At 39.1% G+C, this 25,527-nt stretch carries 16 protein-coding genes, 1 pseudogene and 2 CRISPR repeat arrays; of the genes and pseudogenes, 14 read left to right on the top strand and 3 right to left on the bottom strand.

Annotated elements, in window-relative coordinates:
* Positions 1 to 409: 409 nt before the first annotated feature.
* From PAEAM_RS19465 to PAEAM_RS31880, 14 genes and pseudogenes are all read left to right on the top strand, one after another.
* Positions 410 to 706 (top strand): hypothetical protein, encoded by a 297-nt coding sequence (locus PAEAM_RS19465; RefSeq protein WP_100528647.1) that lies wholly within the window; start codon positions 410 to 412, stop codon positions 704 to 706.
* Between the two features lie 520 nt (positions 707 to 1,226).
* Positions 1,227 to 1,958 carry a DNA polymerase beta superfamily protein gene (locus PAEAM_RS19455; protein WP_165789983.1) on the top strand — a complete coding sequence of 244 codons (732 nt, stop codon included), beginning with the start codon at positions 1,227 to 1,229 and terminating at the stop codon, positions 1,956 to 1,958.
* Positions 1,959 to 1,997: 39 nt separating this feature from the next.
* Complete coding sequence (locus PAEAM_RS19450; RefSeq protein WP_100528644.1) at positions 1,998 to 2,654, top strand: hypothetical protein; 657 nt, start codon at positions 1,998 to 2,000, stop codon at positions 2,652 to 2,654.
* A 71-nt stretch (positions 2,655 to 2,725) separates the two neighbouring features.
* Positions 2,726 to 3,109: a hypothetical protein gene (locus PAEAM_RS19445; RefSeq protein WP_100528643.1), complete on the top strand. Its 384-nt coding sequence runs from the start codon at positions 2,726 to 2,728 to the stop codon at positions 3,107 to 3,109.
* 335 nt (positions 3,110 to 3,444) lie between these two features.
* Positions 3,445 to 3,771: a hypothetical protein gene (locus PAEAM_RS19440; RefSeq protein ID WP_100528642.1), complete on the top strand. Its 327-nt coding sequence runs from the start codon at positions 3,445 to 3,447 to the stop codon at positions 3,769 to 3,771.
* Between the two features lie 344 nt (positions 3,772 to 4,115).
* The gene (locus PAEAM_RS19435; RefSeq protein ID WP_100528641.1) at positions 4,116 to 4,937 is read left to right on the top strand and encodes a nuclease-related domain-containing protein; all 822 of its coding nucleotides are present in this window, start codon (positions 4,116 to 4,118) and stop codon (positions 4,935 to 4,937) included.
* Between the two features lie 351 nt (positions 4,938 to 5,288).
* Positions 5,289 to 5,863: direct repeats of the CRISPR family, unit length 33 nt; unit sequence GTCGCACTCCGTATGGAGTGCGTGGATTGAAAT.
* 814 nt (positions 5,864 to 6,677) lie between these two features.
* Positions 6,678 to 7,136 (top strand): annotated as a pseudogene (locus PAEAM_RS19430) (IS3 family transposase); the annotation flags it as partial.
* A 240-nt stretch (positions 7,137 to 7,376) separates the two neighbouring features.
* Positions 7,377 to 8,888: an RCC1 domain-containing protein gene (locus PAEAM_RS19425; protein ID WP_165789982.1), complete on the top strand. Its 1,512-nt coding sequence runs from the start codon at positions 7,377 to 7,379 to the stop codon at positions 8,886 to 8,888.
* A 454-nt stretch (positions 8,889 to 9,342) separates the two neighbouring features.
* On the top strand, positions 9,343 to 10,851 hold the full coding sequence (locus tag PAEAM_RS19420; protein ID WP_165789981.1) for an RCC1 domain-containing protein: 1,509 nt from the start codon (positions 9,343 to 9,345) through the stop codon (positions 10,849 to 10,851).
* A 254-nt stretch (positions 10,852 to 11,105) separates the two neighbouring features.
* Entirely contained in the window at positions 11,106 to 17,612 is a 6,507-nt protein-coding gene (locus PAEAM_RS19415; protein ID WP_165789980.1) for a polymorphic toxin-type HINT domain-containing protein, read from the top strand.
* Between the two features lie 44 nt (positions 17,613 to 17,656).
* A complete protein-coding gene (locus PAEAM_RS19410) occupies positions 17,657 to 18,142 on the top strand; it encodes a hypothetical protein (RefSeq protein ID WP_243391409.1) in 486 nt (161 codons plus the stop codon).
* Between the two features lie 1,427 nt (positions 18,143 to 19,569).
* On the top strand, positions 19,570 to 19,911 hold the full coding sequence (locus PAEAM_RS31885) for a hypothetical protein (protein ID WP_165789979.1): 342 nt from the start codon (positions 19,570 to 19,572) through the stop codon (positions 19,909 to 19,911).
* Between the two features lie 217 nt (positions 19,912 to 20,128).
* On the top strand, positions 20,129 to 20,929 hold the full coding sequence (locus PAEAM_RS19400) for a type II toxin-antitoxin system SpoIISA family toxin (RefSeq protein WP_243391408.1): 801 nt from the start codon (positions 20,129 to 20,131) through the stop codon (positions 20,927 to 20,929).
* A 31-nt stretch (positions 20,930 to 20,960) separates the two neighbouring features.
* Entirely contained in the window at positions 20,961 to 21,110 is a 150-nt protein-coding gene (locus PAEAM_RS31880; protein ID WP_165789978.1) for a hypothetical protein, read from the top strand.
* 546 nt (positions 21,111 to 21,656) lie between these two features.
* A CRISPR array of direct repeats spans positions 21,657 to 22,709; the repeat unit is 33 nt; unit sequence GTCGCACTCCGTATGGAGTACGTGGATTGAAAT.
* Between the two features lie 226 nt (positions 22,710 to 22,935).
* On the opposite strand, the gene PAEAM_RS31875 is transcribed toward PAEAM_RS31880, so the two are convergent.
* The 3 genes from PAEAM_RS31875 to PAEAM_RS19390 form a co-directional block, all read right to left on the bottom strand.
* Positions 22,936 to 23,151, bottom strand: a complete 216-nt coding sequence (locus tag PAEAM_RS31875) for a hypothetical protein (protein ID WP_165789977.1) — start codon at positions 23,149 to 23,151, stop codon at positions 22,936 to 22,938.
* Between the two features lie 108 nt (positions 23,152 to 23,259).
* On the bottom strand, positions 23,260 to 23,421 hold the full coding sequence (locus PAEAM_RS31870) for a hypothetical protein (protein WP_165789976.1): 162 nt from the start codon (positions 23,419 to 23,421) through the stop codon (positions 23,260 to 23,262).
* Positions 23,422 to 23,959: 538 nt separating this feature from the next.
* Positions 23,960 to 24,229, bottom strand: a complete 270-nt coding sequence (locus tag PAEAM_RS19390; protein WP_165789984.1) for a ribonucleotide-diphosphate reductase subunit beta — start codon at positions 24,227 to 24,229, stop codon at positions 23,960 to 23,962.
* Between the last annotated feature and the right edge of the window lie 1,298 nt (positions 24,230 to 25,527).

Below are 25,527 nucleotides of genomic sequence, written 5' to 3'. Positions count from 1 at the left end.
AGCAATGGGGACGGCGATACTTTGAAGAGTGGAATGCCTAGCGATTATCTATAGCCTATGGATAAGACTGATGAGGGCGGTTAGTTACGCAGGTTTAAAGATGAAGAGAAGGTAGTCATATAAGCAGCAGGACAGGTAAAAGAAGTTGCAGTACTTAAATTAGGCATACTATTTCAAGACGCCTTTACGAGTAAATAGTACGATCTCTGTATTTTCTTTGTATAACTATTTTGATGAAGTGCCATATAACGGAGTATGCACGTACAATGTACGTTGAAAGGAAAAACAAGTGATTCCCATGTATACCCATAGCATGTTGAGAAATGGTAGACTATATAAGAACCCGTTGGGGGTATAGGATTCGGTGTGGTTGATTGAATCGAATCTATTCAATAGGAGGTTTGGATGAATGGAAACTATAACAGAACTTTTTAAGAGATTGGAAAAAGAAAGAGAAGAAGGATTAAAGCTAAACCCTAGATACGATATTGATAAACTTGCAGATGAAAACGATGAAGTACTTATCTATTTTCATTCAAGTAAAGAGTACCAAATGTACTTGGATGGTAAAAGTGTCATTGGCTCAACGGAGCGTTTTCTCCCTTCAGATATATTTCGTAATGTACAAAAAGATAGAATTGAGAAACTGACAGATGGAAGAACTTTAGCACATATTCCAGCTTTATCCGCTAATGATGAAGTGTGATCTTGTGATAAGGAGTGTCCGATGAGTTCGTATTGAATGAACGTGAGTTAAGATGGGTGTTGAGAACGATGGAGAAAATGAGTATGTGAACGTGAACTGTAGTAAAACAATGATATTCCAAGTATCTATATCCAGCACTAAAAGCTATTGAATCAGGATTCTCTTGCAGATTAGTCACAGATATTGGGGAGTATCGCAACAGCCCGTTACAACCCGTTTTGATTGGGACGAAGGAATGTTGAGCGAAGGCGGGCAAAACGAAGTACATATGAATTTGATTTCAATCGACTAAGGAGCGGGTGGATATATTAAAAACACATTGGGGCAAATATGTAATTCTACTAACCATTATTTTACCGATCTCCATTGTTGCTATTTTTACGCTCCCTTATGATAAACGCTATATGGCAGTAGCTATATTTCCGTTACTATTCTGGGTATCGTATTATTCGTGGATCGCATTCGAGAAGAGAAAGAAAGATACATCAAACAAGGCTTTCTTTAGGAAGGGGGAGGAATAGTGAAGATACATCATCGGGAAGCCGTATTGAGAACCGTTTCGGGAAGCATTAACCGCAACTTAAATGATGAAGCATCAGATAGGGATGTCAAATACTTTGTGTTACCGAACTTCAATGATTTGTATACAGGATCTCTATATAAGAACTTTCAAACTTCAACGACAGAAGATATCGAAATTCATGATGTTAGAAAGTTAGAAAAACTACTGACCAATTCAAATCTCACCTTCCTCGAACTTCTATATTCCGTAGAAGTAGATACCTTTGGATATGCTGAGATCGAGCAACTTCTTAATTACAGAGATAGGATTTCAACAATTAACTTAAAGAGTCTGTTCAATAGTTGTTTTGGCATGTATAGAGGACAGATGAGGGATCTTACCAAACCAAACTCTGAAACACAGAAAAGCATGATCGCTCAATATGGATATAACACGAAAAAGGCGATGATGTCCTTACACTTTCTACTCTTCTTAATCCGTTTTCATAAGTCTGAGTTTAAGGATTTTAAAGGTGCGATTACATATGAAGGAACGGATAGAGCATATATGCTTGGATTGAAGCATGGTGAGCTTTCATTGGATGAGTTTAAAAAGATCACACGTTTAAACGAAGAAAAAGCTCTGAAATTGGAGCAAAGTTATTATGAAGTTCCGCTTGATAAGGAAGCGAATTATTATCTGAAGACTCTCTTACAAACTCTTGTCAAGAATCACATTAAAACAATGTGAAGAAAGTCTACATTTACAAACAATAAGGAGTGCCAAGGAATGAATTTTAACCAATGGGCTTCAGAGAATATCAACATCATTGGCGTATTTAATATTACACTCACTATCCTATTGACCGCTCTCAACGTATGGTTTGCTAGAAACTCTCAACGGTACAGTGCTGAATCATTAAAGCAAAACGAAAGAATTCGTCAAGAAAATAACACGCCCAATGTTATCGGTTATTTTCACTCAAACGATCTTCAGCTGGTTTCATTTTTGTTGACCAATAAGAGTGACAATGCGGCCAAGAATATTAAGATACATTTGAAACCAAGAAATGGGGAAGAAGTTCCTAAAGATTTAATAAATGCATATATGCTTAATGAAGGCGTTGCATTTTTAGCTCCAGGTCAAACCGTTAACGCTTTGGCAGGTAGTTTTATAGAAATCATGGATGAAAATAAAAACTTCCCTATTTTTGATATTCAAATTGATTATCAAGATATAGATTCAAATAATTATTCAAGATCATATGTACTAGATATGAACATGTATAAAGGGAATTTCATGATTAAAGAGAGAGGACTAAAGGATATCTATGTCCAGTTAGATTTAATGGAGAAACATATCAGAAAAGCTGTTCGTCTCTATGGAATGCAGGACAAAAGAGAACAAGAAAAATTGAAAAATAAGCCAAGAAGAATTAGAAGATGAATAAACTTGAAATCTAACGACACGTAGAATATCAGCATCAGAGACTAGTAATTAAAATTGGAAGTTCTAGCGTGCTGGATGAGACAAGTTTATCGGACTCAAGTTTAGATTATATCTTTCAAAAGGGTGGAATCAGGGTGGAGGACTGGAGGTTAAGTAAGGCAGAATACGATATATTACTTTCCTACATAGGCTGTGGTGATATTCTTAATGCAGATATTTTAGTTTTCGGAAATGAAGAGGGCACGGGTGGTTATACAGTAACAGAAAATGTTAAAGCCAGGACGCGGTTGATTACAACGGATGAATCTTCGGATGTAAGGAATTATTGTATTGAGGCAAACAACTGGCGAGAGGGATTTTATTATCCAAATCTAGAGGGATTGTTTGAAAAAAACACTCTAAGGATTTTACTAAAGGCGTTTTTAATGCAGCTATTGCAAGGCTTTGTCTAGCTCATGAACGAAACAGACAATCCAACTGGTTTGAAGGTTCTCTAAATACCGACGAATTTTGTGTAATCAAGGAATACATTGGCTGCAAGCTCTACAAGCCAAAAACGGAGGGAATTCAAACTGCTTTAATTGATTGGAGACCGCTCCCCAGATCAACAGAGAGAAAATGGTATCCAAATGAATATGGAGCAGTAGCTCCATCTCCTGAAGATAAACCAAATCAAGACAACCCTTATTTAGCAGCATTCAATAAACCAAAAGGTAGATTCAAGCCCCAAAAATACTCCACATCGAGTTTTAGTGACTTCAAAGAAGATACGAATTTCAGAGCTAGAATGATCAGAAATGCTCTAACAAAATCTAGTGCACAAATTCTCCTCGGAATTGGCGGAGCTGCTGGCTTTAAGAAAGATGCTCTTGAATTAATGTTTGGAAAAAATCTATTCTCATCCATCCCATTCTCTTGTGATATGAGGAACAGTAAGGGGCAATTACAAAAATCCTTTAAAGCAGAAATTTCATTAAACAATAGGGTTTTATACATTTTCTTGATACCCTTCCCTTCTGCAGGACTCGGGTTCGTTTCACAAGAGAAAGCATTAGACATGCTAGCGGAATTATCGGACAAATATCTTAAACCAATATTAATGAATAAAAATTAATTTTCTTAATTAAATGTTATCGTGAAGTGATTTGCATAATAGAGTAGAGCATGAAAAGAAGGAGATGATTGATTATAACAACTAATCAATATTTAAATCGGGCCTAGGAACATAATGAATGATTGAATTCACGATTTATTTAATAAATATCCCTATTGTGTATGTGATGTGTACTGTACATACAAAACGATGAAGCGAATACTTCCTGATCGTAGAGCTAACAAATTCATATAGCGAGATGTGGTCCCTATAACTCGACTCATGTTGGAAGTAAGTTTAATTAGATGTACAGAACCATTCTATGAATAGGTCAAACTAAGTTTCTAAATGAGGGTGATAGATAGGTGTATTTACTAACAAGAACTGCAACCATTGTGACGTGGATTTTTGATCACCTTGGACTTGTTGTCGGGATTTTGTTTGGAATCGTAGCTTTAATAGGCTTACTTAGTGGGATTTTCTCAAGCCGAACCCCCATGAATCGCTCGCTTACCCATGAAGAACAGGAAAGAAGCATAGACCGGAGTTTAGGAAAGAAAGAGGCATGGGAAGGCGAGCAAAGTAGCTCATTTGTAGATACGCCAGCAGTCCTTTTAGATAAGGGGCAGCAGGGAGAAGCGATTGTACTTGATGCTGTCTTAAAAAGTCATCCCCATATCAAATGTCTTTCATCTCTTTATGTACCAACGAGCGGTGGACAATACACTGAAGTGGACTTGGTTGCCATCCATAGTACTGGAATCTATGTAATTGAATCCAAGAACTATCGGGGAGTAATTGTTGGGAATGAAGATGAACGCATATGGAATCAGGCGTTTATTGAGGATCGAAATGAATTTTACAATCCAATTATGCAAAATGCGGGGCATATTCGAGCTATTAAGCTTTTTTTGGGTGAACGCTATAAAGGCATACCGTTCCATTCCATTATCGTATTTAATAACGACTCAAATATCGATTTGATCAAAGTAAAATCAAAAGGCATTGTTATTACGAAACATATGAATCTAACAAGCCAATTACAGGGTTTATTTCACATCCTTCCTGATGTTTTAAATGAGGAAAGTACGACAGTCGTTTATGAATCTCTGCTGCCACAAACAGAGGTGTCAGAGGACATAAAAAGGAAGCACTTGGAATTCGTCCAACATCGTAAAGATGCGTAGTGTAAAGTTGAATCAACTTGAATCCAGTTGCGAAGGATTCACATGATCGGTTCGAAGATATGAAATATTATGCGGTGAGGAAGTATGCTTTCTATTGTTTGGCTCGAGCGAAGCTATGTTATTAGCTATTTGGACACTGGCCAGGTAGAGGTGCGAATGCCAAGCTCACATGATTTCCCCGGGAGATTCGCACCTCGAAATTTGTCGAACACTTCAGTTTTGTGACCTTTTGGTAACAAGGATATTGAGTTTATATGTTGTTGTGGGATATAGTGGAGCTAATATGTGGAAAAAGTATCGGAATTACGTATGAAGGTATTTTAAACATAACTTGATACGTGTATCTTCGCTGTCGCACTCCGTATGGAGTGCGTGGATTGAAATACCCTTAATCTCTGACTTGTACCACAGACTGGATTGTCGCACTCCGTATGGAGTGCGTGGATTGAAATAGCAAGGACGCTTTAATCTCGCTATTACGGGCGCGGTCGCACTCCGTATGGAGTGCGTGGATTGAAATCGAAATTATCGCGAGCTGTTTCGATTGAGCTTCCGTCGCACTCCGTATGGAGTGCGTGGATTGAAATTTGTTCGCGAGATAGAACCGGTTGGCGTGCGTTGGTCGCACTCCGTATGGAGTGCGTGGATTGAAATCTCTGACTGTACCAGAGCCTTGACGATAAATTCTCGTCGCACTCCGTATGGAGTGCGTGGATTGAAATTTCTGAATTTGAGGGATAGTGGTGAGGCCTTGATCGTCGCACTCCGTATGGAGTGCGTGGATTGAAATGACGACACAGCTGAGGGTTTCGGCGGCAGCGTATCGTCGCACTCCGTATGGAGTGCGTGGATTGAAATCACGATACGCGCGTCAAGGTAATGCTGAGATTGGAGTCGCACTCCGTATGGAGTGCGTGGATTGAATTAGTTTGAATCTCAGAAAAGTTATCTTGGGCGTTTTTCGCACCCCTCTTGCATATATTGAAATCAGGAGGGATTAAGGAATTATTTGGAATTAACTCTGTATTGAGACTGTGGATTGATTTGATGAGGATCTAGGAAGCTGAACCCAGTAATCATGTCGCTCTTCGGATAGAGTTACCTTCACCCAGCCGGTGGGAATTAACCAAGGAGAATAGAAATGGGAAGGTAGTCACTATTAATAGGTAGTGTTGTTTTCGTTACTTTTTACCATTTAGTACAGCTTCAGCAGTCAATAGTAAAGTCACCTTGAAATCTTACAATTATAAGGGACAACCATAAACATGAGCCGGTTGCTAGCGTAGATCGACTGAAGGAACTGGAAGCAGAGCTCCAAGAGATGATGCACCGGTTGTTTCAAGAGAAAGAGCATACGCTTGCGGATACACAAGAAGAACTGGCGATTGTAAAAAAAAGCAGTGCACATCTTTAGCAAACCAAAGAGCTAAGATTTCAGTTTGTGGAAGACCATCGCTCCGAGTTTCCTTTAGATGTGCAGAACCTTTCAAGTATCACGGAGCGGATATTACAAATGGCGAATGGCCCGAACTAGCAAGCGGCAGAACCGCAAAGACGAGGTCATGAAGCGTATTCGGTGTCATTTTTACGACCATCAGATGCGGTCGGCAGCCCTATATTACGTATCTGCTCCATTTAAAAGAGTTGCGAATCTCTTCACTTACCGTCAGTATATACATGCGTCAAATGAATCTAAGTTCTGTGGTCATGCCCGAATATCGTGTTTAGACTACGGATTCCAAATACGATCATCCCCTTGCGCCGAAAACACTGAATCAGCAATTTAAAACGTCCAAACCGAATACGGTATGGGTTACCGACATCACCTACATTCCTTGCCGAGGAGGTCGTCTATGCCTCGCCAGCGTTCTGGATTTGTGCACACGTGAAATTGTAGGCTGGCGTCTGTATAATCATATGAAAACCAGTTTGGAGATGGGTGCATTGAAGGATGCTTACAAGGCCAAACGTCCCGCTCCGGAATTACTCCATCACTCGGATCACGGTTCTCAATACACGTCAAAAGAATACGTGGAGCAACTGAAATCATACGGAATGGAATCAAGTATGAGCCGCCGAGGAAATTGTTATGATAACGCCTGTATTGAGTCGTGGCACAGTATTGTAAAGAAGGAACTCATTTACTGCAACCCTCGTTTTAAGACGCCGGAAGAGGCCTATACCGTCATCTACCAGTAAAATGAGTTCTACTACAATCGCAAGCGAATGCATGGTTTGCTAGAGTAACTTTCCCAATTCGCTTTGCGATGAATTTTACGGACAAATCCGCAGCATAGTGTCTACTTTTTTGACATAGGTCCAAAATACATGATAATAGATAAGCATTTCAAAAATTCAAGTGAAAAGAGGTTATCTTAGAGAAAATTATTATATACGCAGATTAAATAATACTAAAGTTAGAGAATGGGGTTATGCAATTTGAGTAAACAATTTCTTTTTTGGAATAAAATCAATGTTATTTTGATAGTTTTTTTGAGTTGCGTGTTGTCTGAGGATACTTCTCTGTTTGCTGCAGAATCTAAAAATGACCAAATAATAAAGAAAATATCTATAGGGAACAATCATCTTCTTATGCTAGATGAGGAAGGTTCGATTTGGTCAGCTGGTAGTGGCATGTTTGGCGAGTTCTCTCCAATGATGAATAAAGTAGTAGAGAATAATCCATTAGCAACAAATATAATGGCGATTTCTGCAGGAGAAGTCCATAGTCTAGCGTTAACATCAGAAGGATCAATTTTAGAGTGGGGTTACGATTCTAGACCAACTCAAATAATATCCAATTTGAAGAAAGTAGTGGATATAGCAGCAGGATATGAGATGAATTTAGCATTGGCTGAAAATGGAGATCTTTGGAGTTGGGGGACCTTTAGTAATATAGAACCTCTTGGCCAACTGGCATCTGTAAAACTTGCTGACGTGGTTGACATAGCAGTAAACACAGATGCTGCTTATGCTGTAAGGAAAGATGGAACTTTGTGGGCATGGGGCGATGATAACAGTTCTTATCAACTGGGTTCAAGAGATATAGATCCTTATACAAGTAATATCCCTCGTAAAATTAGTATCCCGAAAGGAATTACTAAAGTCTTTGCAGGTAAGGGCTACGCTATGGCTATAGATATCGATCAAAATGTATGGGCATGGGGAAGGAATGATTTCGGGCAACTGGGCGATGGTACGCTCATTGACCAGTACATTCCTCAAAAAGTAAAAAGTCTAAATTCGATAACACAACTTGCACTCGGAGATACTTACGTTCTCGCTTTAGAAGATAGTGGTACTGTATTATCTTGGGGAGATAATACGTATGGCACTTTAGGCGATGGTACGACTACTGATCAGTTAAAGCCCACAATACTTTCAGGGCTGTCCAATATTAAATATATTGAAGCAGGAAATAGTACTAGCATGGCAGTTAGTAACTCAAATCAAGCTTATATTTGGGGTAATAACCTACTGGAACGGTTTCCTAAAGCTCTGGAAAAACCGAAACTTATAGAGGTTACTGTACTTAAAGGGAAAGAGGAATCAATAGAAGCACCTACTGGATTGAATTTAAAAGCTTTATCCAGCTCCTCTGTAAGACTTATGTGGAATAAACCTAAAACACCTAGTACTGGTTTAGGTGGATTCATTGTTTATCAGAACGGGTTGAAAATAGCTGAGACTAACGATGAGACCTTTATTATTAAAGGGTTAAATCCTAATGAAGAATATAAATTTATAGTTAAAGCTACTAACAGTAACAAGAAGAAATTTTCGAAAAATAGTGAAACTGTGACTAAGAAGCCTGTAAAAAAAGAAAAGTCTAGTTATGTTTATAATTCTTCCGGCCAATTAAAAAGTATCATGTATGAATCAGGGAAGATAGTAAACTATGAATATGATAAAAACGGAAATCTTAAGAAAACAACGGTTGTGAATCCTTAACCCTATTAGACTTCTTAAATAACTTATTACTTCATAAATTAAGACTATTATTTTACCTGCACCCTTGCGAATAAAGTGTTATTCGTAAGGGTGCTTTTTATTAATCTGCTAATTCAAATTTCGTGAGTCTTCTATTCATAGTTCTTTGTATAGGTAACAGCGAGATAAGTGAAGCTAGTTTTTGGTAGCGCAAAAGATTGCTTATTATACATATATAAACTTTAACAAAAGTACACTGGTAATAAATCGACAAAAATATCTATAATTCGACAAAAAAAGCCTATTTCTTAAAATTGCCAAATAAACGATAATAGGAAAGCTGTTTTTGAAAACCGACAAAACTAAATGTTAAAGAGAGGGTGGAAAGTACAGAATGATCAAGATTTAGTTGATATACAAGATGGATTTCCAATTATCGCACAGGCAAAAATGTACACGAAGGGGAAACATGCATATGAAGTTACGGGGAATATCGATTATTGTGCTAATTCTAATACTTAGTATTGGGATTTTCACAAATGAAAAAGTGGATGCAGCTGAGAAAAAGAAGCTAAACGAAATAAATAAAGTCTCAGTTGGGACCCAACATCTCTTTTTACTAGGTAGAGATGGTTCAATATGGTCAGCCGGTATGAACCTTCCTGGTTTGCTGGGGCGTTCGGGAAATGCATTTGATGGCATCGGAGTGATCTCATCTGCCTCGAACGTTGTTGATATTTCTGCCGGAGGTTTTCGAAGTTTAGCTTTGACCTCTGATGGAACGTTACTTTCTTGGCCAGGAACTACAGATGTTGAGATCCCAGATCTGATTACCTCAGTGAAAAACATAAAGGCAATAGCAACAGGTTCAAACTTTAGTGTATTACTCACTAACGATGGTGGGGTTTGGACATGGGGCTCAAATTCTTCAGGCGAACTGGGGTTGGGTGATACTCAATCACGTACCGTACCAACTCAGATACCAAATTTTAAAAGTGTTGTTGAAATAGCCGCAAGCTATTCGACAACGTACGCTTTGAAGAGTGACGGCTCGGTATGGGGTTGGGGCACAAATGCCACTGATCAACTTGGAAATGAGACAATGGATTATTCCCTCAATCCGATAGAGATTAAATTTGCTACCAAAGTAAAGCATATCTATCAAAAGGCAGGGTATGGGGCAGCAATTGATATAAATGGCGATGTGTGGTCATGGGGTACTAATTCTTTTGGGCAACTGGGAGATGGAACACAAACAAAAAAAATAACACCGTCCAAGATTGAAGGATTACAGGGAATAAAGGAACTAGCTTTAGGTACCAGTCATGTACTTGCTTTGAAGGAAGATGGCACTGTAATCTCGTGGGGGGCTAATACCAGAGGTAAATTAGGTGATGGGACAACGACTAATAGCCTGGTGCCGGTTAATGTGAAGGGTTTAACGAACATTGTCTCCATCTCTGCTGGCGCAAATACCAGCGCAGCCATCAGTAATTCCTCTAAAATTTACTTGTGGGGAATGGATGTAACGAGCAATGGAACAACGACATCTATGCCCAGACGCATATTGGTCGATGATTATTCATTGGAAGTCCCCAAGGGATTGAAATTAAAACTCACCAATCCCTCTTCTGTGCATTTAAAATGGGCATCCCTCACTGCAGATGATGATAGCCTAGATGGTTTTAATATTTATCACAATGGTGTCTTAATTGGGAACACGCATGAGAGAGAATATGTCATAAATAACCTCAATCCAGATCAAGAGCATCGTTTTTATATTACGACTAGAGGATTGTTAGGTAATGAGTCTGAACAAAGTAGCGTTGTAGTTAAGAAGAAGAAACAAAAATACAGTTTTACTTACAATTCGGCAGGTCAATTGATAAGCATTATATATGATTCCGGGAAGAAGATAGTTTATGAGTACGACAAAAATGGAAATTTAAAAAAATTAAATATCATTAATCCACTCACTCCCTAACAGATTAACGTTCAACTGATTGACAGAGTCTGTTCTTCTCACTAGTAACTGTTGAAGATACTCTTACAAATTCCATAATGACGTTTGACAATTAGTCATCTCAGAGAGTAGCTATTAACTCTCAAATGGACAGAAGGATGCATGAGTACGCCTAACTATTCATTCCAAGCTTGCTACTTTTATGTTTACACGTTCAACCAACATATAGCTATTATTTAATTTGAAACGGAGAGAAACAACTTTTGAATTATTTTATGAAGAAAACAATATCCATCATTTTAATCGTAGCCGTGCTGTCAGGATTGATGGGAAACGCCTTACCTACGAAATCATATGCTCAAGATGAAGCTCCTTCACCCGAAACGATCCAAATCCTCATTGATGAATTCGGTACCACGGATTCATTCATCCAGCGTTATTTGGATCAAGGATACAATTTGAATGAAATAATAGCTGCATTTTACAAAGCCAGAGAAAGCGCAATGTCCTTCGATGAGGCGCTTCGGGCAATTCACCCTGAGGAGGTCAACGAATCAGCTACCGTAACCAGTGATGTATATGCTGACCCTACTATTGAAAATGAGGCTTCAATTATCAGTGTCGAAGCTGAACAATCTGGAATTATGAAGCGTTATGAAACTTATGCGGTGACTGAGGAGGTCTACTCTAATTTACCGACAGATCCAATCACGGAGACCGATGACGAGGAAGAGTCGAACGTGAAAAAGGAAGAGCCCTCGGAACAAACACCTGATGAGTCCGTGCCTGTCCAGGAAGAGAAAGAACTTGAAGACGAACAAGTTGATGCAAATGACAAAGACAACCAAGAGTTAGAAACAACTCCTGATTCGGTTTCTACGGAAAACAAAGAGGAGGCAACAACGGAAGAAAGCGATTCAAAAGAATTGAAATCCATTCAGCCGCTTGCTGCCTCAACAAGTGTCCCTGACCCAGGGAAGCATGTGTCAGAGAAAGCACCCGTATTTGATCGAAAATCGTTTAATGAAGCGCCATATAGTGTGGGTGAAAATGGCGAAACCATCTCTACACTCAGTGGGGGACTTATTCTCGAACATGCCGATGCCACTTTACCTGGACGAGGAGGCATGTCGTTTACCCTCGAACGGCAGTATAACTCAACCTCAGCACAATTCTATGATATGGACGTAGGCTATAATACGTACGAATATCCAATATATCAATACTTTGTAACGTATAATGCAGTGAAGAAAAAGAAAATTCCTAAATATCACGTTAAGTATACGGAAAATATGTCGATTCAGTGGGATAACAATGGGGATGGAGTAGTCGATTCCGAAACGGCAATCATTGAAACGAAAACGATGAAGAAGGGAACCTACACAACTGAATCCGAAGCCAAAGAAGTGGCTAGTCATCGAATCGTGTACTTTACCGAGCCTGAACCACTTTTTGTACAGAAGACTCAATACAACAATCAAGATAACTTTCCTACCACTATGGCCTATAACGAGGGTGGATTCATTGGAACATTAAACAAATCTGGAAGCGCAAAAGTTATCTCTGGACAATACACACCAGCTCAGACAATCACAGCACCGCAACAGACATGTATCAATGAAATTTCGGGAAAATATGACTCTAAAGGAAATTGGGTACAAACTGGAGCTGGGAGTCCATGTCCAGATACCAAAACAGCGACGGTACAGGGTAAAACCATAACATTGACCCGTACTTCCGTGACAAATACAAAGGCCTGTCTTTCACCCAATAAAGCGGGGGCTAATTATCCGTGTACCAAGTCTTGGACAGCCTATTACAATGGATCTGTGACAATTCCGGCTTCGGATACACGTAGTTATTCGCAATCTTATGCAGGCACAGTAGAAAAACCTGGATCCTACTCCTCACGGAAATATGATTCCTGGGTAAGTCTGGGGAACGGTGCGAAACAACGTAAAGTATACAACGTGAGTGAAAAACCTTGGGTGGAAACTGAAATCACGGAGGGAAGCGCAGTCGCAACCACGCTAGCTACAGATGCCACTGAATTATGGTCTGAAGCTAATACTTGGAAAGAAACATTTAATGCAAATCCCGGATATCCTATACCCTATCCGTTTGACGATGGTTATAACTACTATATCGCTGCACAACCTGCTGGGGAAACTCGCGCATATCAAGTAGGAAGCAACATGGATGTAACCTACTTTAACAAAACGGTGCCTGCAGCAGCGGACAAGCGTACGCCGCTAGGAAAAGGTTGGTCTTGGAAACTACCATATATTGAAAAGGATAACGAGAAATCATTTGTGGTAATGGCCGATGGTGGCCGATATGAAATTGTTGGCAGCAAGCTTAAGGGTGCGGATTGGGAAGGTACCAGCGTAACCCAGGACACGTCGGTAACTGTCAATGGAGAAACATCGCAACAAGTTATCATTTCGGCCGATGGACTCTCAAAACAATACTTCACCGCCGACGGACGCTTACTTCAACTTTCCGATTCCCGGCAGAACGACATTCAATTCATTTATGAACAAAATGCAACCTATCAGAGTAAATTACTAACTCAGGTCAAGGATGCCATTGGAAATACGATCCGGATTGATTACTCACCTTCGGCCGTGACGATTCGGCAAGGAGATCGTACCGTTACGTATCAAAAGAAAACCCAGAATGGGATTGAATTACTGGATTCAGTCATCGACCCGCTAGGTCGAAAAACGACCTATTCCTATAAACTAGCAGATGCGAAGTTTAACTTGCTTGGCTTTAGCCCAGAACGCGCGGTATCCAATCCATACGCTTTGCTGACCTCCGTTCAGCATCAAACTGGAGCAAAGACCTTCTATGAATACGAGAACTCTGCAGTGAAACGCTATATCGGAGCTGACTCACTGAACGAAGCATACCGCGTACTAACACGTAAGGATCAGTTAACCTATGAAAATGGCACAACTGAAGATTACAACCGCCAAACAGTAAGCTATACTTCAGACCTGGGAGCAAGTTATGGGCAGAAGGCTACATTTGGGGCTACCATCCGTGATGGACTGAGAGAGACGAAATATAATTTCCGTAAAGAGGTCATTAACGCAGATACGCCAACTTCTTTCTATCTCGACCAGATGGTCGTTAGCGCCGAAGGGCAGAACCTTACAACAGCTTATACGTATGGAAAAGTATTGAAAGGCCGGAGCATTCCAGCAACCGAACCGACTACAGTGGCTGTAACGGATAATCAGACAAAGGACACCTTGACTACAACCATACAGTATGACGATTATGGCAACGTAACTTCTCAAACAGATGCTAGTGGAAAAACCGTTACCAGCACATATGATGAAACTCGGCACTGGCTAACCAGCATAACCGAAGCAGTAGATGCCGCCAATAAACAGGTTGCTGTTCTCACACGCAACACAAATGGAGATATCACTCAAATTGTCATCCGTAAAAATAGTGCCAGTGGTGACCTTATCAGTCAGGCTGATTACACGTATGACACATTTAGCAACCTGCTTACACAGCGATTGAAGAACGGCGCTCAGGAACAAGTAACGACATTGGAGTTTAACGCACTCTATCAACAAGCTTTTCCGATGAAAACGAGTACATCAGTAACAGATGTTGACGGAAAAAAAAGCACCGTGGTGACTTCTAGAACCTACCAACCTTCTAATGGGACCTTAATGAGTTCAACGGATGCATCCCAGCGGACGACATCATACGGATATGATGCGCTTGGACGAACTATTCGGGTTACTCAGACGGATGGCAGTGTCCTGAGTGCTTCTTATGATGATGTGGGAAACCGAATTACAGTAACCGATGAAAACGGACAGAAACGGATAACAAAGTGGAATTCGCTCGGCCAGGAAATTGAATCCGGTTATTACCAGGGTGGAATCTATGTGGTCGTTTCACGTACGGGATATGATCCGTACGGACGTGCTATTTGGAGTGAAAATGGTCTGGGCAATCGGACACATTTGGAATATGATGCATGGAATCGAGTTGTATCAACAACAGGCGCGGATGGTTCAATAACAACAGTGAAATTCAATGATTCAGCCCGAACAGCGACAACGACTGACGCTGAAGGATATACACAAGTTCAAACCTCCGATCGGTGGAGACAAATAATTCAAGTCGCAGAGAAGGCACAACAAGAAAATGAACTTCGAGTGCTTAAAAAGATGACGCATGATCCGATAAACGGTAATTTGCTGGAAGAAACGGATGGCAAAGGCCAGGTTACGGAGTACAGTTATGACGTCCAGGGACAGTTAACTGTGGTTAAAAGTGCGAACGGTGAACAAACACGCTACGCTTATGACATGCTGGGCAATCTCGTGCAAACGACTGATGCAGCTGGGAATGTAAAACAAAGTCGTTATGATGAGCTGGGGCGTCGAATTCAAACAACCGACAAGCAGGGGAATACCACAAAAAGTTATTATAATCCAGACGGTTCCTTAAGCAAATTCATTGATCGAAACGGCAATGCTTTTCTTTTCAATTATGATGTACGGGGCAATTTGCTTGCTAAGAGTAGCCCTGAAGAAACGATCCAATTCACTTTCGATCGAGTGGGTAATCGTACCAGCATGATCGATCAAACGGGAACTACGTCATATGAATATGACACTGCAACAGAACAGTTAAAGCAAATGACCTATCCAGATGGTAAGCAAACGACGTTTGAATATGATAGCTTTGGTAACCGCACATCCATGACCGGTCCGTTTGGAACGAAAGTGTACTATGGATATGATACGATGAACCGTCTTGTTTCAGTAGGTACGTCACAGGATACTCCGGATAAGCAGTACAGTTACTACATGAACGGTTTAAGCCGCGAAGCTAGCGCAAAGAACGGGGTTCAGGATCTTAAAACGTATCAGGGCTTGGATCTGATTGGCTCGAATCAGGTAAAGGATCAAGTTCTACTGAACAGCTATTCCTATGAATACGATAACAATAAAAATATTGTGAATCGGATACATGGTGATTCAATCGATACATTCTCATATGACAAGCTCGACAGAATTTTGACATCTAATGTAAATCAAGAAGAGTATACCTATGATCAACAGGGGAATCGTTTAACATTATCTAGTGATGCGGAAATCGATGTTAAAGACAGTACCTATACGTATGATATGAGAGACCGCCTGATTTCCGTGAATAAGAAGGGTACTCAGGTAAACTACAAGTACAATGGTGACAACTTGCTGGTGGAACGTACGGAGAATGGTATCATCACTCGTTATTATTATGATGATAACGCACAGATCATTGCCGAAGCTGAAGTTCAAGACGGTACGTCAACGCTAAAAGCGAACTATATCAGGGGAGCTCAGTTGGAAGCTATCCAGTATCCAGATGGTAGCAAAGCCTATGTACAGTCTAATGCACATGGGGATACCACCGGACTACGAGATGAGCAAGGGGAAATTTTGAACCAATATGAGTATGATATTTGGGGTAACATCCTGACCAAGGAAGAAACGGTTCACAATCCATTCCGATATGCTGGTGAGTTGTGGGATGATACAACAGAACTTCAATATTTGCGAGCACGCTGGTACGATCCGGCAATGGGACGATTCATTAACGAAGATTCTTTCGAGGGTGAATTAAGTGACCCGCTGAGTCAAAACTTATATGCTTACGTGAGCAACAATCCCTTAAAATATGTTGATCCGAGTGGGCATATAAAAAATTCAACGTACTACGAGATTGATCTTATGTTAAGAGACTCTATGTCGTTTAAAAGTAAGTCAGATGCTTACTGGAGTAATCGTAGTCAACTTGGGGTAATCTTCCAAAAGGTTTATGGCGATCGTGATAATATGACGTTCAAATTTCGATATGGAGTTTTAACTCAAACCAGTCCTTACTCTCAATTTAATACAAAAGGAGGAGCAGATTGGGCACGAAAAGCCCTATTGGCAGATCTGGATGCTTTTACTGATCGTACTTGGACTACGGCGAAGTCTGTTGAAGCTATACTTGATAGCGCCGTTGGCCTAACAGGAGCGGCAATAACTAAAGGGAAAGGCTCATCTATTACGTCGAAAGGGTGTAATTGTTTCACAGCTGGTACTAAGGTACAGACTGACAAAGGTGAGAAAAATATTGAAGACATTGAGGTCGGAGATAAGGTTCTTTCTAAAAATGAGAATAATCCTACTGGAAATACAGCATACAAGGAAGTAACAGGCTTATTCCGTAACCAGCGTGATGATATTATTAAACTGTATGTTGGTGAACAGGTTATTGAAACGACAGACAATCATCCGTTCTGGGTTGAAGGTAAAGGGTGGCTGTTCGCTGACGAACTGTTATCGGGTGATAAACTTCAAAAGGCTGATGGAAGCAATCTAAAAATTGATAGGGTTGAGTATACTAAACTTGATGAACCAGTTACGGTTTACAACTTTACTGTTGCTGATTATCACACATATTATGTAACGGATTTGGGTATATGGGTGCATAATACAGGTTGTGAGTTTGTGGATGTTAGTAAATACAAGAAATGGACAAGTGTAGGGAATCAAAAGAAATGGTTAAAAGGGAATAATTTCAAAGAAGGTACTCAATATACAACCGATATAATGAAGACTGATGTGACAAGCAACGGTAAAAAAATTGGAGAGATTCATTACTTCCAAAGGGATGTTATTAATCCAGACAAATATGTTCCAACACATTTTCAATTTATTGACCCTAAGACTGGAAAAACTAAATCGGATCATTTTTATTTCGAATGAATAGGATGATGAACTTGGAAATAAATCTTAAACAGACGTATGGTATGATTAAGCATAAATTGTCGTCAGAGGAAATTGCAGACTTACTGAGTTTTTTTGTTATAGGAGATTCGATGATATTATTTTCCTTTTACGAAAGGAATATAAATCTATTTGATTTGAGCACACAGAAGTTTATTTTAGAGAGAAGTATTTTTGTGAATTCGGAATGGGTATTACCCTGGGGGGAATCTATACCTCATTGGGATGGACCAAATCAGACACCACCGGCAATCATATGGTTCTCCGCATCAACAAAAGAGGATATGATTAAAGCGATTGAAATTGATAATTTATTTAGATGTGTTGTTATTAAGCGAAGCGAAAGTTTCGGAGAATATTCAAACGTACTATTTCATCAGGAATATTATTCGTCCATTGATGAAGAAGAAGACTACGATTATTATTTAGGTTTCACAAATAAGGATTTATTTTTTGAGGATACTCTGGATAAGATTAAGAAGGTATTTAAGGCATCATTAATAGAATAACAAATTTAAAGGCCTTGGAGATATTATGTCTTCAAGGTCTTTAGTATTGTGTTCATTGTATAAATGAACACAAAGGAGGATTTATTGTCTAAAGTCCGGTTATCTGAAATACTAGTGTCCTTCTCGCAAATCGTAAGAAAAGAATATGCTGTGAATGTGAATGTAAAATTACTAAATGTCTAAACAATTCTAACGTTCTTTTTTATGAGATAATTACTTCTCTTGAGGATGGGAATACGACTGACTTTTTTGTAAATGGGCATTTAAAGACAAACTATATAATGCTTGGGATAATAATATGGAGTGGCCAGATAGAAGAGATAACCAGGATATTGTTTTTGGTTTTGGAGATAATTTCGAAATTCCAAACACAGCATTTTATATTACAAAAAATGATGATTAGATTGAGAGTGCTAACCATATAAACCGAAAATATTTTGGTATGATTCTTGACTGAAGATAAAAGAGTTGTACGTAGTATAAACCAAAAGAGCAGATGTTAAGCCGTTGGTGGCTTAGATGTACCAGGATAATTAATGGTCAACGAATACAACAATTATCTTCTTATTTTTTTCATAACTACAGAAGATGATGAAAACCTCCTGAATTAGATGGAGATGATTCTTATCAGATGTTTTATACTTAGATGAAGAGATACGAGTAGTGTTTGGAACTCTTTATCAAATTGTGCTGTTTAGCCATGGAAGATTCTTCTGATTTTCATGACAAATGCTTTTGCTTATAAGAGAAAAGTAGGTTTGCATTATCTATTTGTTACAACATATAAAGGCTGGTAAACTTAATAACACCGAGTATGTAGAAAGGCTTTTGGATCTGGCCTATAGAATTGGTTCAGATTGTTGAATAGGATAAAGTGTTATGTGGCGGGTGCGAACCTCAAGCTCACATGATTTCCCTGGGAGATTCGCACCTCGAGTTTGTCGAAAGTATCTTTTTCGTGACCTTTTGGCAACGATAATTTAGAATGGATGCTGATTTTCTTAATTGAATGTTGATCTTATTGAGAAAGAAAGCGGAAATACGTAGTAATGGTCTAGAAATGAAGTCTTGATACGTCTTTTTTCGCTGTCGTACTCTGTATGGAGTGCGTGGATTGAAATAAACTCCCCCGTACAAGGGTCTAGCTTCATGAAATGTCGTACTCTGTATGGAGTGCGTGGATTGAAATATAGACAACCCCGTTATATGGGGGAATTACCATCGTCGCACTCCGTATGGAGTATAACAATAAGAAAGATGGCACCTCCATAAGTGCCTCAGAAAACACTTTAAAGAAAAGAACTGATTATGAGTCTGCCCAGGTTGAACGCGATAAAGAAAATGGGGAAATAACAGTAACTGTCACAAGACTATCCTACATACCTATTGCAGTTTAGAAAGCGTATGTCAAAATGGCCTTAACTCTAATGGATAAAGAAGATTTTAAACATTTTTCTAAAACAGTAGATTGGATAAAACAAAGTGATCACACAATAAATACGTGGTTCACAAGTCTATGCGTCTTAACTAAAACCGTACCTGGGCTACATGTGTTTCCTTACTCCCAAATAGACATATTGTTTAGACTTCCAGATGCGCCTACTGATATGCCCTATGCTTTATTAATTCTTTGCACAGGGAACCAAGTGATCCAGCTTATAGTTCCTCACAGTGATATGGAAGAAGGATTTAAAAGATATGTAACAGAAGTTAAACGACAGTTCCTTATACCTCATCCAAAACTGTTAGATAAAATAAAAGCTTATTAATTGGTCTGGTCATGAAATTGTTCGTGATGAAACGTTTCAGCAAACTATAGCGTCCGACCAAATTAAAGATGAAGTGTTAATAGAGGGATTTAATGAAGTAACAGGAGAATGGGATGTTGTATTTAAATATGATCCATGAATTCAATAGAGTTTATATGTTGTATACCATTCTGAAGTCTACAGTGTTTGGAGGAACCTCATGTTTTATTTCGGATGGATGGCTATTGGCTTTATGGCCATAGCAGGACTCGCAACGGCAATACACTGGTACAATCGTGGTTGGTATGAAAGCAATTTGTTGAACATCCGTAAAACGTCCTATGCCATTATGGCACTTATTTATTTTGGGATGATTTTAGCCGGTCACATTCTATTAAATGATTGGGTGCAAGCCGTACAATTCGCCAGTATAGCTATCTTTATTGACCTGGCTATTTTAGAAACGCCAAGTATTCAAAAGATCGGAAATACTGAATTCAAAAAAAATGATCAAATTATCGAAAACACAATACGGGATAATGAACGGATCATTCTCTCTAGTTTTCAGAAAACAGCTCAGTTTACTGCAGTTGTTCAATACTCACAACATCATCTAACCGAGCTCACAGATGAGCAGAAGGATCAGTTGCCAGAGTGGGATGTGTACTCGTCTATGTTAAAAGAGTATCTTCGATATTACACGGATACCTTCGGCTTACAGATCTCTACTACATCGATTCAATTCGACAGCGACATAGAAATACGCATGACTAAAATAAGGAGTTCTCTCTCTCAGATTGAAAGAAGCAACAGTATCCTGATCCCTGAAGAGAACAAAGATGAGATGAGTAAAGAATTAGCAGAAGCAGCAGTTTACGTAGTAGAGGAAGGAAATACGATTTGTGTACCTTTCTTCGGATCTACCAATAGTTTCATTATCACTATTCAAGCAGAGGAATCTGGAGCCATATTGAATGGGATTGATGCTAATAATATTGTTAATCTAGTCCAGATATTTGATTGGTTCATAGATGGGTAGTGTGGTATATTAAGTATATGAGGTGATATTTATGACACTTTTTAAACAGTCTAAAAAAGTTGATGTAACCCCGGATAAGGTTGTTGTTCGTCGGCCTAAGACCACGATTGAGAAGAATATGGGCCTAGAAAAAATCTTGAAAGCAAACGATAACGTGCTGAATATCCTTAAAAATAGATAATTACTATTTATGTGCTCCAAGATGCTCTATGAAATTTCATAGAGCATTTTTTTTATTTCTTCTTCTGAATAGTTTAAAAGTCTACAATAATGCCAACCCTTGTTAACAAAACGATAGGGGAGCTGGCTTATTGTGAGAAAAAAAATACTTATAAAACCTGCAGGTAATCATAAACCTAACACCACAGTGCCCAACTGGGGAATTAAAAAAATATTAGACCAAAATAAAAAAGTATTGGATCTTCTCAAGAAACGAAAATGAGAAACTTGTAGGACGGGGGGATAGTTCATCCTTGATCCATTGGTAGTAATGAATTGCGAAAGGCCATGAAGTCAGCTGAAGGAGGTGCGAACCCGAAGCTCACATGAATTCCCAGGGAGATTCGCACCTCGAAATTTGTCGAAACCTTCAGTTTTATGACCTTTTGGCAACAAGGATATTGAGTTTATGTGCTGTTGTGGGATATAGTGGAGCTAATATGTGGAATAAGTATCGGAAATACGTATTAAGGGATTCTAAACATAACTTAATACGTGTATTTCCGCTGTCGCACTCCGTATGGAGTACGTGGATTGAAATAGAATAGTCTTGTTTGAACAAATGTTTCTCTCGTTGTCGCACTCCGTATGGAGTACGTGGATTGAAATAAATTGAATCGCATCCACAGGAATGCGTTTTTCATGTCGCACTCCGTATGGAGTACGTGGATTGAAATAGTTTCGGATTGATCGTATGGAACGATCGGAACCCGTCGCACTCCGTATGGAGTACGTGGATTGAAATTGCCTGCTGGTAGTGCCGTCAGCCTTGTGATATATGTCGCACTCCGTATGGAGTACGTGGATTGAAATACATACATATTGTTGAGAGTCGCGTTATAAGATAAGTCGCACTCCGTATGGAGTACGTGGATTGAAATATTGAACTTATAAACGTCTCCAAAGGCATCAATGGGTCGCACTCCGTATGGAGTACGTGGATTGAAATGATCTGAATTGCTGGACGTGGAAAGTAAACGTGAGTCGCACTCCGTATGGAGTACGTGGATTGAAATTGTTGTCGTATCATCTTTATGTCCCAAGCGATCCAGTCGCACTCCGTATGGAGTACGTGGATTGAAATTGGTTCCTCTCTATTTATGTAATCTTTCTCACTTAGTCGCACTCCGTATGGAGTACGTGGATTGAAATAACTTACACCGGATACAACATTAAAGGGACTACGTGGTCGCACTCCGTATGGAGTACGTGGATTGAAATAAGAGAAATTTGATAGGGAAAACAATCTTATTTGAGTCGCACTCCGTATGGAGTACGTGGATTGAAATACTGAACGTACCAGAGATACCATATGTGGAACCTAGTCGTACTCCGTATGGAGTACGTGGATTGAAATTGCATCTCTAAAGTCAGGGTACAACGTTGATTCAAGTCGTACTCCATATGGAGTACGTGGGTTGAAATAAGGCATTTACGGAACTGGTCTTTAGTGACGCGGTGCTGCACTCCGTATGGAGTGCGTGGATTGAAATATCTGGAGTCAATTCAACATAAATAGATTGATCCGGTCAAACTCCGTATGGAATGTATGGATTGAAATTCTCCAAGTATGCTTCTGACAAAGCGCTGTTCTCATAATAGTCTCTGAAATTGTATTGTACCAATCTGAAATATGACATATCTAACCCCTTTGGTATTTATTAATTACCAAAGGGGTAGAATACTTTCTTTAGTTTTTAGTAACTCTTTTCTTATAGTTAAACAAAAAAAGAGAGAGCATTTTTGCTCTCTCCTATAGGATAATCTCTGCATAGCGTTAAAACATTTTATAAATCTTCCTTATGTAGTTTCCCGATAAAACCTCTTGGAACAATAATTCTATTTTTTCTTACGGGATCTTGTTTAACTTCTGACTTAAGAATCGTTGTTGGTTTGGACGTTCTGACCTGAGAAGGACTTTTTAGTCCGGCTTGTTGCCAATATTTAATCTCAACATCAAACTCATTTCTCGCGTCCGTCCTTGTTACAAAGGTAATGATCATTACCAACAATCAATATTGGTCTTGGGACATTTTTATCCTCCTGTGACTCCAGATCGATGCAACCTACAAACTTCACTGTTTGATCAGGTTTTCAGGCTCATAACTTTTTCAAATGTAGTCCCTGAACTCCTTATCATATTCGTTATTTTCCCCTTCGAATAGAAAGTCATAAGCAGAACCAAGTAATACTCCCATATCCTCAGTTCCTTGATCTGTAGTTCCGAAATCTTTTTCGTTATCTGCGGCGATAATGGAGCGATTTTTCGTCATAACGCACACTCCTTACTTCGTATATTCTCTCAGAAGATACTGCTATTTACTAAATATTATAGCATCATATTTAAATGGATCAACTTGTCAATGATGCATCAAGCAAACGATTATCTCAAATAAAAATCAGGGTAATCGTATAATTATTTTATATTATGATTACCCCGATTATCATTATTTATTTACCTTTTTCAAAGAAATTTCTAATTGCTTCTAGATTTATACCCGTCACACTTTCAACCTCTTTGCTCACATCGTCAAGTAAAATCAAAGTCGGCGTACTTCGAACACCCAGATCATTGGCAAGAGCAAACGCCTTCAACCCTAGCAAGCTCTCTAAATCATTAAAGTCTGTGTCAGTTGTTCAACAGACACTACATATGAACCTGTTCTGTTAAAGAAATCTTGAGTCTTAGTTGCTGTATCAATACCATTCATTACAATTGGATTCACATTTACTTCTTCGAAGTAAGCTTCTCTTACTAAGTTAAACAAAGCCTTATTGACATTATATTTCAGAAACTCAATAACATCGTCTTCAGACTTCCTCGTAAAGCATTTGAGTGAACTTCACTTCCAGTTCGAATATCTTGTCTAACACACGATACATTTCCACGTCAACGTAATCTTGATCTGCTTGATTCATCAACTCATATTCTTCTTTCGCTTTGAATCCAATAAACGCTCCACGATTTGCTTCAACTTTCAAGATTGCTGTGATAATATTGGCGCTGATTTGCATTCGTTTAATACCAGCAAGATACAAAGGACAGTGGAAGCCAGAGTAAAAACTAAATAACTCCGAAATACCGAATGAACTTTTTCCATATACTTTTCACTAGAGTCGGTCTTGGTTTAGTCTAGGGTGACCGGAGAATAGACGAGCTGCTTGCCCAAAGAATTGCATAACCCAAGGAGGCTACGTTACCCCATTGTTCATGACATTTTACGTGGGTAAGAATGAGTTTACCCAGACAATAATGCAATCACAGCTAACATCTTAAAAAAATGAAAGAAGCGTTTTTCAGAAGTACATAATGTTTTATTAGGCCTTGATTTACGTGTACTATCGATTACCTTCACTCCCAAACCTCTCCTATGTAATGAAGCAACTCTTTTTTTGTGGACCTCCGACGTGAGGTCATATCATTTTCGGTATCAAAATCAGTATTAGATATTCGTAACTGAGGTAATGGCCCATGTAGGTGCTCTTTGCAACCTACATAGGTCTTAGTTGTCTTGTTCACAATTGAACGTGGTACTTATAAAAGTGAAGATCAGCTTGCCCTATAAATGAGGCAAGCCCTAGCTCATAGAAGCAAAGAATAATTAGATAGGTGTATTAAGTAGGAATGCGTCCCAGATCATCTGGGCTAGTATGAACTTCATCAAAACTACTTATTCTTGCATTAAATTGTTGTAATAGAGCAGTCATGACTGGCCTATGTAGAATTGAAATGTTGAACGAACAACCTATTATCACATATTGAAGGGAGTAAATAATTGGCCATCTATGACCTTTAAGTTTGGTAAGTCAAAAGCCTAAAGATTCTGCAAGTAGCAGTAAATCTTTGAGCTTTTTTTGTATCCCCAAAAATAGAACGGAACAGTATCAGGAGAAACTCTCCAGTGCTCTTTTGTGTTCAAGCGAAAAATTAATAAATGAGTAATACTGATTCGAGGGGAATTCCGGCAAGCAGGTATCTTTTCTTGAAAGATAAAGTGCGGGCCAACTACAGACCGGGGAAAGAGAGAATATATCGGGGTCGAAGCAAAATAGGGTAATACTATCATAAAGACAGCTTACATGGAAAAATTGAAGTTTATGATCGTCTGGGTAATCATATTGGTGTTTTAACTCCCGATTGAAATTTACATCCAGTGAGAGGAGAAGCGATATCTGATAGGAATATTAAAGATGAACTGAAATAAATACTGAGGTAATACCTCCATACCGGTGGGAGAAGCACTATATTGGGTGAATTTCTAACGGATTTCGGGGGTTACTTAATACCAAAACGATGTTGATTTCAAGTACCTAGTGTATAGTATAAATTTAAAAGTAATGTGTAAGTGAATTAATGGAAACTTTAATCATATATGAAG

The sequence above is a fragment of the Paenibacillus sp. GM1FR genome (assembly GCF_002803315.1).
GTDB lineage: Bacteria > Bacillota > Bacilli > Paenibacillales > Paenibacillaceae > Paenibacillus > Paenibacillus amylolyticus.
The sequence above is the reverse complement of the archived record's forward strand: the minus strand, read 5'-3'. Positions and strand labels throughout refer to the sequence as shown.